Origin of the sequence: Rhizobium aethiopicum, from assembly GCF_014197535.1 — a bacterium.
Taxonomy (GTDB): domain Bacteria; phylum Pseudomonadota; class Alphaproteobacteria; order Rhizobiales; family Rhizobiaceae; genus Rhizobium; species Rhizobium aethiopicum_A.
This window is the reverse complement of the sequence record NZ_JACIFV010000004.1, coordinates 1-12,236: the sequence shown is the minus strand read 5'-3', so window position 1 is coordinate 12,236 and position 12,236 is coordinate 1. Positions and strand designations below refer to the sequence as shown.

11 protein-coding genes and 1 riboswitch are annotated in these 12,236 nt (G+C 62.2%); of the genes, 9 read left to right on the top strand and 2 right to left on the bottom strand.

Annotated elements, in window-relative coordinates; all coding sequences use genetic code 11:
* Positions 1 to 5 precede the first annotated feature (5 nt).
* On the bottom strand, positions 6 to 227 hold the full coding sequence (gene nrdH / locus GGD53_RS07460; RefSeq protein ID WP_184454864.1) for a glutaredoxin-like protein NrdH: 222 nt from the start codon (positions 225 to 227) through the stop codon (positions 6 to 8).
* 261 nt (positions 228 to 488) lie between these two features.
* A riboswitch (cobalamin riboswitch) is annotated at positions 489 to 714 on the bottom strand.
* A gap of 389 nt (positions 715 to 1,103) precedes the next feature.
* A complete protein-coding gene (locus GGD53_RS07455; RefSeq protein WP_184454863.1) occupies positions 1,104 to 3,311 on the bottom strand; it encodes a heavy metal translocating P-type ATPase in 2,208 nt (735 codons plus the stop codon).
* A gap of 70 nt (positions 3,312 to 3,381) precedes the next feature.
* Here GGD53_RS07455 and GGD53_RS07450 point away from each other — a divergent pair, with 70 nt between their 5' ends.
* The 9 genes from GGD53_RS07450 (at position 3,382) to GGD53_RS07410 (ending at position 11,811) form a co-directional block, all read left to right on the top strand.
* On the top strand, positions 3,382 to 3,804 hold the full coding sequence (locus GGD53_RS07450) for a MerR family transcriptional regulator (protein WP_184454862.1): 423 nt from the start codon (positions 3,382 to 3,384) through the stop codon (positions 3,802 to 3,804).
* Between the two features lie 71 nt (positions 3,805 to 3,875).
* Entirely contained in the window at positions 3,876 to 5,084 is a 1,209-nt protein-coding gene (locus GGD53_RS07445; RefSeq protein ID WP_184454861.1) for a TIGR03862 family flavoprotein, read from the top strand.
* A 181-nt stretch (positions 5,085 to 5,265) separates the two neighbouring features.
* Positions 5,266 to 6,225, top strand: coding sequence for a helix-turn-helix domain-containing protein (locus GGD53_RS07440; protein WP_184454860.1), 960 nt, complete (start codon positions 5,266 to 5,268; stop codon positions 6,223 to 6,225).
* A 169-nt stretch (positions 6,226 to 6,394) separates the two neighbouring features.
* Complete coding sequence (gene adh / locus GGD53_RS07435; RefSeq protein WP_184454859.1) at positions 6,395 to 7,903, top strand: aldehyde dehydrogenase; 1,509 nt, start codon at positions 6,395 to 6,397, stop codon at positions 7,901 to 7,903.
* Between the two features lie 213 nt (positions 7,904 to 8,116).
* Positions 8,117 to 8,509 (top strand): DUF779 domain-containing protein, encoded by a 393-nt coding sequence (locus GGD53_RS07430; protein WP_184454858.1) that lies wholly within the window; start codon positions 8,117 to 8,119, stop codon positions 8,507 to 8,509.
* A 165-nt stretch (positions 8,510 to 8,674) separates the two neighbouring features.
* On the top strand, positions 8,675 to 9,271 hold the full coding sequence (locus GGD53_RS07425; protein WP_184454857.1) for a DJ-1/PfpI family protein: 597 nt from the start codon (positions 8,675 to 8,677) through the stop codon (positions 9,269 to 9,271).
* A gap of 23 nt (positions 9,272 to 9,294) precedes the next feature.
* Entirely contained in the window at positions 9,295 to 9,645 is a 351-nt protein-coding gene (locus GGD53_RS07420) for a ribbon-helix-helix domain-containing protein (protein WP_064805188.1), read from the top strand.
* Positions 9,646 to 9,810: 165 nt separating this feature from the next.
* The gene (locus GGD53_RS07415; protein ID WP_184454856.1) at positions 9,811 to 10,518 is read left to right on the top strand and encodes an SDR family NAD(P)-dependent oxidoreductase; all 708 of its coding nucleotides are present in this window, start codon (positions 9,811 to 9,813) and stop codon (positions 10,516 to 10,518) included.
* A gap of 162 nt (positions 10,519 to 10,680) precedes the next feature.
* Entirely contained in the window at positions 10,681 to 11,811 is a 1,131-nt protein-coding gene (locus GGD53_RS07410; RefSeq protein ID WP_184454855.1) for a calcium:proton antiporter, read from the top strand.
* Positions 11,812 to 12,236: the final 425 nt, after the last annotated feature.

The following is a 12,236-nucleotide window of genomic DNA, read 5'->3' as shown; positions in this document are numbered from 1 at the left end:
TCGGCTCAGGAGAGCGCGCTGATCATGTCGGGACGGAAACCCGCCCAATGCTGGCTGCCGGCAACCACGACCGGAACCTGCATGTAGCCCATGCCGCGCACACGATCGAGCGCTTCGGCATCCTGGGAAATATCGACCACTTCATAGTCCACGCCCAGGCGGTCGAGGGCGCGGTAGGTGGCGGTGCATTGGACGCAGGCCGGCTTGCTGTAAACGGTAACGCTCATCATGTTCCTCGTGATGTCAGTGGATTCAGGACGCAGGACTGGATCGGGCGTCGTACGGCGTCCGGGACAATGCTTGATAATGATGTGGCAAGGTTGGCGCTTTAAACGCCTGATATCATCCCTCGCAGGATGTGCGCGGGCGACGGCCTTGATGTTTTCGACATGCTTCAAACCCCGAAGTGCTCATGCGGACGTTCGGGGCAGCGCAACAAGCACGGATCATTCCGCCTTTGATCACGCGACCTTCCGGACACCCCGCCCGTGGACGTTTCGTTCAAGGCAGGTCTCCTGGCTCACGGGTCGAAGCACCCTGCCCGGCCTTCCCGGAGCATCATGCTCCAGTGACCTGAAATCGGACAGTTGCTCGCCGCTTACAGTTGCGGGGGCAGCTCCGGCATTGCCACGCCATGATGGCGCAAATGCACCGTATTCCCATCTTAGCCCGCGACCCTTACGAATCGAGGGAACCTCAAACACTAGATATAGTACGCGAATCAAAAATCACGTCAACAGATGGTTGGCGCCTTGCGTTAGGGCAGGTTTGAAATCGCTGCGTTCCTGTGAAAAACAGGGATAACGAAATCTTAAGAAAAAGACGCTGTGGAACAGACCGTGATGACGGCTGGCCTATAGCCAGCTCCTTGGCTGCCGACAGACGACGCAAAACCCGCGACGTCATCCTCGGCCTCGTGCCGAGGACCCCACCCAGGTCAACTAAGCATCTGAAAATAAGAGTTTTCCTGCCAAATAATTGCAGTGGTCAGATGTTCGGCACAAGGCCGAGCATGACCGAGGAGACCTTGTCAGCAAACCGAGAGCCGACCTAACGGAGACCGGTCCTAATCGCTGGTCTTCAAACCGCCAGCGGCAAAACATTCATTCCCGTACACGAAGCAGCCTGAGCGCATTGATCGTCACCAGCACGGTGGCGCCGGTATCGGCGAGGATCGCTGGCCAGAGTCCGCTGATGCCGGCGATCGTCGTCACCAGAAAGAAAGCCTTCAGCCCGAGCGCGATGGTGATATTCTGCGAGATATTGCGCATCGTGCGCTTGGAAAGCGCGATCATCCGCGCCACGTCGCCGACGCGTCCGTGCAGCACGGCGGCATCGGCGGTCTCCAGCGCCACGTCGGTGCCGCCGCCCATGGCGATGCCGATATCGGCGGCAGCGAGCGCCGGCGCGTCGTTGATGCCGTCGCCGACCTTGGCGACGACGAAGCCCTCGCGCTTCAATTCGCCGACGACCCGTTGCTTGTCCTCGGGCATCATCTCCCCACGCCAGTCGATGCCGAGCATGCCGGCGACGGCGGCCGCCGTCCGCTTGTTGTCGCCCGTCAGCATCATCGCCTTGACACCGGCCGATTTGAGCGCCGAGAGCCCCGCCCCGGCATCCTCGCGCGGCTCGTCGCGCATGGCGATCAGGCCGGCCGCAGCGCCATTGACGAGCAGCACCGATACGCTCTTGCCCTCATCATTGAGCCCTGCAATACGCGCCTCCTGTTCCGCGTTGAGCGCCCCACGCTCGCGGGCGGCGGGCGGCGACAAGAGATCCACTGTCTCGCCGCCGATCTTGCCGGTGACACCCTTGCCCGGCAGCGCTTCCAGTTCGAAGGCGGGCGGCACGGGCACGCCGTCCGCCTTGGCGCGGTCGAGGATCGCCAGTGCCAGCGGATGGCTGGAGCCCTGCTCGAGCACAGCCGCGCGCGACAGGAGCTGCGCCTCGCTCAACCCGAAGGAAAGGATGTCGGTCACCCGAGGCTTGCCTTCCGTCAGCGTGCCCGTCTTGTCGAAGGCGACCATCGTCACCTTGCCGAGCGTCTCCAGGACCGCGCCGCCCTTCATCAGCAGCCCGCGCCGTGCGCCCGCCGACAGCGAAGCGGCGATCGCCGCCGGCGTCGAGATGACGAGGGCGCAGGGGCAGCCAATCAGGAGGATGGCAAGTCCCTTGTAGATCCATTCCCCCCACGCGCCGCTGAAAAACAGCGGCGGAACGACTGCGACCAGTGCTGCGACCACGACCACGCCCGGCGTGTAGTAGCAAGAGAACCGATCGATAAAGCGCTCCGTCGGCGCCTTCGATTCCTGCGCTTCTTCCACCAGCTTGACGACGCGAGCGATGGTATTGTCGGCAGCGGCTGCCGTGACGCGAACCCTGAGCACCGCATCGCCATTGACCGTACCGGCATAGACGACGGCATCGACGCCCTTGCGCAGCGGCGTGCTCTCGCCTGTCACCGGAGCCTCGTCGATCGCGCTCTCGCCTGATACGATGACGCCGTCGGCAGAGATGCGATCGCCGGGACGAACCATGATGACCGCGCCGACGGCAAGACTTTCCGCCGGCACCTCCCGCATCTGACCATTGTGTTCAAGCAGCGCGGTCTTCGGCACCAGGGCCGTCAGCGACTGGATGCTTTCACGCGCCCTGCCCGCCGCCACACCTTCGAGCAGCTCGCCGACGAGGAACAGGAATACGACCGTTGCTGCCTCCTCGCCCGCATTGATGATGACGGCGCCGACGGCGGCGATCGTCATCAGCATCTCGATCGAAAACGGCGTGCCTGACAAAGCCGCCATGACGGCTCGCCGCGCAATCGGCAGCAGACCGACCAGTATCGCAACGAAGAAGGCATAGGACGCGATCGCCGGCACCAGATGGCCGACGGCATAGGCGACAACGAGTGCCGCACCCGAAAAAATGGCCAGGCGGCCTTTCCTGCTCCGCCACCAGGGACCGGCCATCGGCGCATGGTCGTGCCCATGCAGGCCTTCGATTTCCTTCTCGTCATGGGCATGGTCGTGATCTCCATGGCCATGAGCGGCGTGATCGTGATGATGGTGCGGGCGGCCTTCACGCGCGGGCGTGGTAAAGGGCGAGACGGAATAACCAAGCCCCGTCACCTTCCTCTCGACTGCCTTGAGATCGCTGCTGCCGTCATGCCGGATGGTCATGGTGCCCGTCACCACCGAGACTGAGACATCGGCAACGCCTGCTACGCGCCTGACCGCGGTATCGATCTTGCTCGCGCAGGCGGCGCAATCCATGCCGCCGACCCTGTATCGTGTCTCGCTCGTCTCAGCCATATCCGCTTCCTTGTCAAACAGAAGCATCCCCCCTACATCCTCTAGCGACTAGAGGTGCAAGAGAAAAATCATGAAAAAGATCACGATTGGCGAGGCGGCCCGCCGAAGCGGCGTCAAGGTGCCGACGGTGCGCTATTACGAGAGCATCGGCCTGCTCGCGGCCCCGAGCCGCAGCGAAGGCAACCAGCGATCCTTCGAACCTGCCGACATCAGCCGCCTCGCTTTCATCCGCCACGCGCGCGAGCTCGGTTTCGAGATCGAGGCGATCCGTACGCTGCTCACTCTGCAGGATGATCCGAACCAGTCCTGCGCCTCGGCCGACGCCATCGCCAAGGCTCGCCTCGTCGAAGTCGAGCAGCGCATCCGCAGCCTGATGGCTTTAAAGGCCGAGCTGGAAATGATGGTGGAGAGCTGCGGCCACGGCCGCGTTGACCAATGCCGCGTCATCGAGGTTCTCGCCGACCACGGTCAATGCACGCATTCGCACCATTGACGAACCTGCACCCTTGCAGGTGATCAGCGCCCGCGGCAAAACTGCGCGGGAAAGAATCGGGCGAAGACATCATGAGCCAGAACCGGATTGCGATCATCGGCGGCGGCCCCGCGGGTCTTGCGGCTGCCGAGCGGCTGTCGCTCTCCGGCCATGCGGTGACGGTCTACGACGCCATGCCGACCTTCGCCCGCAAGTTTCTGCTGGCCGGCAAGTCGGGCCTCAATATCACCCATTCCGAGGACTATGCCCGCTTCGTCACCCGCTTCGGCGCGGCTTCAGCCTGTCTGCGTCCCGCTCTCGATGCCTTTACCCCTGCCGATATCAGGGATTGGGCCGCAGGGCTCGGCACCGAGACTTTCGTCGGCTCCTCCGGCCGGGTTTTCCCGAAGGTGATGAAGGCTTCTCCTTTGCTGCGTGCCTGGCTCAAGCGGCTGGGAGAGCGGGGTGTCGCGTTGCGCACCCGCCACCGCTGCACCGGCCTTGTCGAAGGCGGTTACGTTTTCGAAACGCCGGAAGGGCGTAGCATCGTCCATTGCGACGCCGCCCTGCTGGCGCTTGGCGGCGCAAGTTGGCCGCGCCTCGGCTCGGATGCGGCCTGGCTGCCCTGGTTGGCCGAGAGGGGCGTCGAGATCGACGCCTTCCGGCCCGCCAATTGCGGCTTCATCGTCGGCTGGAGCGCCAGCTTAAGCGCGCGTTTCGCCGGCGAGCCCGTCAAGTCGGTCACCGCCACATCCGAAGCCGGCACCTTTCCCGGCGAGTTCGTCATTACCGACAGCGGCATCGAGGGCAGTCTGGTCTATGCCCATGCGGCCAGCCTCCGCGACCGGCTGCTGCATCACGGCAGCGCGGCCCTGACGCTCGACCTCGCCCCGGGTCGGGCGATCGAAAGGCTGGCGCGCGACCTGACGCGGCAGGACACCAAGTCGAGCTTTTCAAACCGCCTGCGCAAGGGCGCCGGGCTTGACGGCGTCAAGGCGGCATTGCTGCGCGAACTCGCGCCGGACCGCGACCGAACCGATCCCGAACGTCTCGCCGGTATGATCAAGGCTCTGCCGGTACCGGTTCTCGATACAAGGCCGATCGCCGAGGCGATCTCCTCTGCCGGTGGCATCCGCTGGACCAGCATCGACGACGGCTTCATGCTGAAGGCGCTGCCGGGCACCTTCGTCGCCGGCGAGATGCTCGACTGGGAGGCGCCGACCGGCGGCTATCTGCTCACCGCCTGCCTTGCGACCGGCAGGGCGGCCTCGCGCGGCATCGAGGCCTGGCTGTCGCGATAGACATCGATGGTTTTGAACCAGATCTAGATCAATGACGTGGAGCACGATGTCGTGCAACGATCCCTGAAGCTTTTCAGCACTGCGTCTGATCACCAAGGGCGAAGAGGGAGACGGCCGAGCGTGCAATTGCAAACCGCCCGCTTTTCCATCAGACTATGCTGAAGTTCCGTGGGAGGAGCAGATGCAGGAACAGTCAGCACATGCGGAGCATGTCTACACCTCTGCGCAACGGAATTCCGCTGCCGCGAGTTCTCCGATCGTCGCGTCGTGGCGGCGGTGTATGACCATGCATCGCCTCGTCCCCGAGGACGAGCGCGCGCCGATGCGCCTGACCGACCAGGAATTTCTTGACGCTCGCAAACAATCGGAACAACTGATCGCCGGCGCAACCGAGGAACTGGACCGCCTCTTCACCACGGTGGGCAGGGCCGGCTGCTGCATTCTTCTAACGGACAGGAAGGGCATCGCGCTGGAGCGCCGGGGCTCTGCCGGCGACGACAAGGATTTCCACGATCTTGGCCTCTGGACCGGCTCGGTATGGACCGAGGCGAGCATGGGCACCAACGGCATTGGAACCGCCCTTGCCGACGAGCGCTCCGTCGCCATTTTTCGGGATCAACATTTCTTCTGCTCGAATATCCGCCTGAGTTGCACGACGGCCCCAATCCGCGATCATCGCGGCGAACTCGCCGCTGCCCTCGACATCTCGACCTGCCGCGACGAGGTCAACGAGATGACGCTGGCGATCCTCACGCAGACTGTGCGCGACGCGGCGTTGCGCATCGAGCTCAATCTGTTTCGATCGGCCTTTGCCGGCGCCCGTTTCCTGATGGTCCCCACGAGCGCCAATTCCGCGGCCGCCCTGCTCGCCGTCGACAGGCACGATCTCGTCCTCGGCGCCACCCGTGCAGCCCGGATCGCGCTGCAATTGGACGACAAACGGATCGCGGCCGGCATACCCGCCGCCGATGCGCTACATGAAGCCACCGTCTCACAACAGGAAGAGATTGTCGAAGCTGAAAAAGCGGCCCTGCTGCGCGCGCTATCGCGCACCAGCGGCAATGTCTCGCAGGCGGCGATCGCCCTCGGGATCAGCCGCGCCACGCTCCACCGAAAGATGAAGAAATTAGGCCTCCATTAAACCAGGCTCCGGCGGTTCCATAGGACATCGCAATCAAAACGCGACCCTGTCGCATGTCTGCGACAGTGTGCGCTGCGGTATTGATCCTCCACCCTGTTCCCTTCGGCAAAACGCGCACATTTTGCTCCCACTGGTTCGATTGGAACCTGGACCATCAAGGGAGGATGACATGCTTCATCAGAAAATCGTGGAATCGCCGTTCAAGCTGAAATACGGCAACTATATCGGCGGCGAATGGCGCGAGCCGGTCGAAGGCAGATACTTTGAAAACGTGACGCCGGTCACAGGCGGCAAACTCTGCGACATCCCGCGCTCCGATGAAAAGGACATCAATCTCGCGCTCGATGCGGCCCATGCGGCCAAGGAAAAATGGGGCCGCACTTCCGCCGCCGAGCGCTCCAATATCCTCATGAAGATCGCCCAGCGCATGGAAGACAAGCTGGAACTGCTCGCCCAGGCCGAGACCTGGGACAATGGCAAGCCGATCCGCGAAACCATGGCGGCCGACATTCCGCTGGCGATCGACCACTTCCGCTACTTCGCCTCCTGCATCCGTGCCCAGGAGGGCTCGATCGGCGAGATCGACCAAGATACAGTCGCCTATCACTTCCACGAGCCGCTTGGCGTCGTCGGCCAGATCATTCCCTGGAACTTCCCGATTCTAATGGCGACCTGGAAGCTGGCGCCGGCACTTGCCGCCGGCAACTGCGTCGTTCTGAAGCCCGCCGAGCAGACCCCGGCCTCGATCCTGCTCTGGGCCGAACTCGTCGGCGACCTCCTGCCGCCCGGCGTGCTCAACATCGTCAACGGCTTCGGGATCGAGGCCGGAAAGCCGCTGGCGACCAGCACGCGCATCGCCAAGATTGCCTTCACCGGCGAAACGACGACCGGCCGGCTGATCATGCAATATGCCAGCCAGAACCTCATTCCAGTGACGCTGGAGCTCGGCGGCAAATCCCCGAACATCTTCTTCGCCGACGTGATGGCCGAGGACGACGATTTCCTCGACAAGGCGCTCGAGGGCTTTGCGATGTTCGCCTTGAACCAGGGTGAAGTCTGCACCTGCCCGAGCCGCGCCCTCGTTCAGGAATCGATCTACGACCGCTTCATGGAGAAAGCCGTCAAACGCGTCGAGGCGATCAAACAGGGCAACCCGCTCGATCCGGAAACGATGATCGGCGCTCAGGCATCGACGGAGCAGCTTGAGAAGATCCTCGCCTATCTCGATATCGGCAAGCAGGAAGGCGCCCAGGTTCTGGCCGGCGGCTCGCGCAACGATCTCGGCGGCGAACTGGCGAACGGCTATTACGTCAAGCCGACGATCTTCAAGGGCCACAACAAGATGCGTGTGTTCCAGGAGGAGATCTTCGGACCTGTGGTCTCGGTCGCGACCTTCAAGGATGAGAAGGAAGCGCTCGAAATCGCCAACGACACGCTCTACGGTCTTGGTGCCGGTGTCTGGAGCCGCGACGCCAATCGCTGCTACCGTTTCGGCCGCGAGATCCAGGCCGGCCGCGTCTGGACCAACTGCTATCATGCCTACCCGGCCCATGCCGCCTTCGGCGGCTACAAGCAATCCGGCATCGGCCGCGAAACCCACAAGATGATGCTCGAGCATTACCAGCAGACCAAGAACATGCTGGTCAGCTACAGCCCGAAGGCACTGGGTTTCTTCTGAGATGCTTTCATATGGGAGAGGTAACCCCTCCCCAACCCCTCCCCACAAGGGGGAGGGGCCTATGATGCCGCTCCACCAGCTTTCCTTACCGAAGTCTCAGCAAGGCAATACATCGCTTTTAGACGAGGCTATTCAACAAGTTAAGTCCCTCCCCCTTGTGGGGAGGGGTTTGGGGAGGGGTCTTTTCTTCCCCAAATTTTAGGAGGAAGAACCATGGAAACGACCGTCAACGGCGAACCGCGTGTTCTCGCAACCGATGCGGCCCTTGATCTGATCGCAGAAATCAAGCGGGATCATCCCGATATCCTCTTCCACCAGTCCGGCGGCTGCTGCGACGGCTCTTCCCCCATGTGTTATCCCGCCAATGAGTTCATGGTCGGCGACAGCGACGTCAAGCTCGGCGAGATCGGCGGCGTGCCGGTCTATATCAGCATCAGCCAGTTCGAGGCGTGGAAACATACGCAGCTCATCATCGACGTCGTGCCGGGACGCGGCGGCATGTTCTCGCTCGACAACGGCCGCGAGAAACGCTTCCTCACCCGTTCCCGTCTCTTCGGCGGCGGCGAGGCCTGTGCCGTCCCGGATGCGACGGTCAGGACGGTCTGACATCTGCCGCCCGACAGATGCAACGGTTTTACATACGGGAGAGGGTCTGAAAGCTCGTGATGCTCACCTGCTTCCGGCCGAGAATTTCGTCTGTAGTATTCCCATAGTACCTGCTGCTGAGCGGTCTTTGTTAATCTTCGTCTGTTGGTTTCAAGGGAGGATGCGATGCCAGCTTCTAAGATCCTGATGATCACGGGTGACTTCACCGAAGATTATGAAACGATGGTGCCGTTTCAGGCACTGCTCGCCTGCGGCTATACGGTCGATGCCGTCTGCCCAGGCAAGAAGGCGGGCGAGACCGTTGCCACCGCCATTCATGATTTCGAGGGCGATCAGACCTACTCGGAAAAACGCGGCCATAATTTCGCGCTGAACGCCACTTTCGACAGCGTGCGGTCGGAGAATTACGATGCCTTGGTTATCCCCGGCGGTCGCGCGCCGGAATATCTTCGCCTCAATGCCGACGTCATCAAATCGGTCCGGCATTTCTTCGATGCCGGAAAACCCGTTGCAGCCATTTGCCACGGCGCGCAGCTGCTTGCCGCCGCCGGCGTGTTGAAGGGCCGCACCTGCTCGGCCTATCCCGCCTGCAGGCCGGAAGTCGAACTTGCCGGCGGCATTTACGCCGATATTTCCATCACCGATGCGGTCTCGGACGGCAACCTGGTCACCGCGCCGGCCTGGCCGGCGCATCCCTCCTGGCTGCGGCAGTTCATGGCCGTGCTCGATGCCTCGTCAATACCTGAAACCAACGCCGCCTGAGGTGGCGGCGCCGGGAGGACGACATGTGTGAACTCTTCATCAAGGCGGATGCGCGGCTATGGGAAAGCACCACCCGGTCGCTGCGCATCGACGGCATGGTCACCAGCGTCAGGCTGGAGAACTTCTTTTGGTCGAAGCTTGAGGAAATTGCCCGGCGCGACGGCATGAACGTCGTGCAGCTGATTACCCGGCTGCACCATGAATCGATCGATGCCGGCCATGATCTCGGGAACTTCACATCCTTCCTGCGCGTCTGCTGCGCCCGATATCTCGACCTGCAGCTCGCCGGTGACATCCCGGCAGATGTCACCCGCCCGATCTCTGAGTTGGATGCGCCGGTCATCCTCGGCCGCGAACGGGAAAAATATCACTGACCCCGACCCGACCGAGCCGGGATGAAGGCGGGCGGAGCTCTCTGCTCCGCCCGCCTTCTCAAGATACCTGACTGGCGCGGTTGCGCAGGGGTTGCGTTACGGCGCAGCCTGGACCAACAATGCGCGGCATCATCCAGCACCGGCACCGTCAGGAGATCGCTTGCCATGAACGACCAGAAAGCCGTGATCGTCACGGGAGCCGGCGGCAACCTCGGCAGCGCCGTTGTCCGGGAGCTTGCAGGCGCCGGCGTAAAACTCGTCTGCATGAACCGTTCGAGCCAGGAGCTGGAAACTTTGGCCGGTGAGCTTCCCGCATCCACGGAGTTTCTCTCGATCGCCGGAACGGATCTCACCGACTATGCCTCCTGCGCTACCGCCGTCGCCCGAGCCGTCAAGCGCTTCGGCGGCGTAGGCGCATTGGTCAACACAGTCGGCGGTTTTCAGATGGGACCGGTCGGGCCGGAGGCCCCGGCGCAATGGGATACCATGATGACGGCAAACGCCCGCACCGCGCTGACGATCAGCGCGGCGGTTCTGCCGACGATGAAAGCTGCAGGCTACGGCCGCATTGTACACGTCGCTGCGATGCCCGGCCTGAAGGCCGGCCCCAATCAAGCCGCCTATGCTGCCTCGAAAGCGGCCGTCATCCGGCTGACGGAAGCGCTTGCTGCCGAATGCCGCGACGACCGCATCACCGCCAACTGCATTCTGCCCGGCACGATCGATACGCCCGAGAATCGTGCTGCCATGCCCAACGCAAAAACGGACGCCTGGGTATCGCCGCAGTCGATCGCCCGGCTCATCGCTTTCCTGATATCACCCGCCGCAGCCGTCGTTACCGGCGCAGCGATTCCGGCCACCGGCCGCGAATAGGCAAGCTGCGCCCATTTGGAATGGTCACTGCCATCTGGCCTGGAGCACGGTCCTTTTGCTACTGTGGGCCGACGACAAATGAACGACTTTATCTCAGGATCGGGCAGGCGATGGTGTCAATGATCGCATTGCGGCGGCATCTGCCGGATTACGGTGGTTGCGATGGCTGACGGGCCGGCATTGCCCACCGGCGCAACCGACCTGATGCGCGAGGAATGGTTCCTGGGCGTCAGCATCGCGACGAGCTTGGCGTTCCTTGTTTTCCAGGACGACCTGTTCAGCCGACTTTCCGATCCGCTTTGGTTCACCGTCGTTTTCGCGTGGCTATTTACCGTCGTGCTCGGTTCGGCTCTGTCGGTCGTGCGGCACGCGGATCACCTGGCGGAGCGCCTTAAGGAGCCTTACGGCACCCTTATTCTGACGCTCGCCATCACTTCGATCGAAGTGATGGCGATTTCCGCCGTGATGATTCATGGCGAAAACAACCCGACGCTGGCCCGCGACACTTTGTTTGCGGTCGTCATGATCATCCTGAACGGCATGGTCGGCCTGTCATTGCTCTTGGGTGCATGGCGGCGCCCGGAGCAACAGCATAACCTCCAGGGCGCCAACGCCTATCTCGGCGTCATCGTGCCCTTGGCAACACTCAGCCTGGTGATGCCGACATTTCTTTCCGGCCCGGACGGACAGCACCCGTCGGCGCCACGTCAATTGATCCTCGGCATACTCTCCGTCGGCCTTTATGCCACGTTTCTGTTTCTTCAAGCCGGTCGCCATCAGGACTATTTCACCGACGGCAGCAATCGCCGCGAACCTCCCGGCGAAGCAGCGCTTTACCACGCGCCGGTGTGGCCTCATGCCCTTTTGCTGTTCGCCTATATGGGGCCCGTGGTGTTTCTGGTCGAACAACTCGCGCGGCCGATCGATTACATTATCGAAACCCTGCAGGCTCCAACCGCATTTGGCGGTGTCGTCATGGCCATTCTTGTCGCGACCCCCGAGGCAATCAGCGCCGTGCGCGCATCCATCGCCAACAATCTTCAACGCTCCGTCAATATTTTTCTCGGGTCGGTTTTGTCGACGATCGGGCTGACCGTGCCGGCGATGCTCGTCATCAGCCGCCTTTATGGACACCCGGTAACACTCGGTCTGGAGCATGGAGATCTTGTGATGCTGCTGCTCACTCTTGCCGTCAGCATCATCACCTTTGCCAGCGGTCGCACGCATCTGATGCAGGGTGCGGTCCATCTCGTGCTTTTCCTGGCCTACGTCCTGTTGATTTTCCAGCAATGATGTCCGGCATGCAGGAACGGACCAGCAAAGATGAAGTCTTCGCGCCGGCCATAACTGACCGTGGTGTTGCAGGAGATGAAGGGAATTTTGGTTGCGGAGGCGGGATTTGAACCGTTCGCAGGCTGACCCTTCAGGTTATGGTGAGCTTTAGCGAACGACGAGCTACGGTCGCTAAGGGAAAGTGAAGCTTTTCCGCCAGCGATAAAGGCTTTGTGATACTTGGAGAGGGAGTTTTGGTTTCGGGCAGGCTTTGGGGTTATTCTGTCCCGCGGCGTGGGCGTTGCCTGCTTGCAGGCCCCTGAAGAGGCGTTAACTCCTCGACCCGTTACCAATCGGCATAGGGGGCGATCGATGTGATCGCACCCCTGCCACACCACCCGGCATGCGGGTCCGCACCGGGCGGTTCGAGAGATTGAGGTTTACGC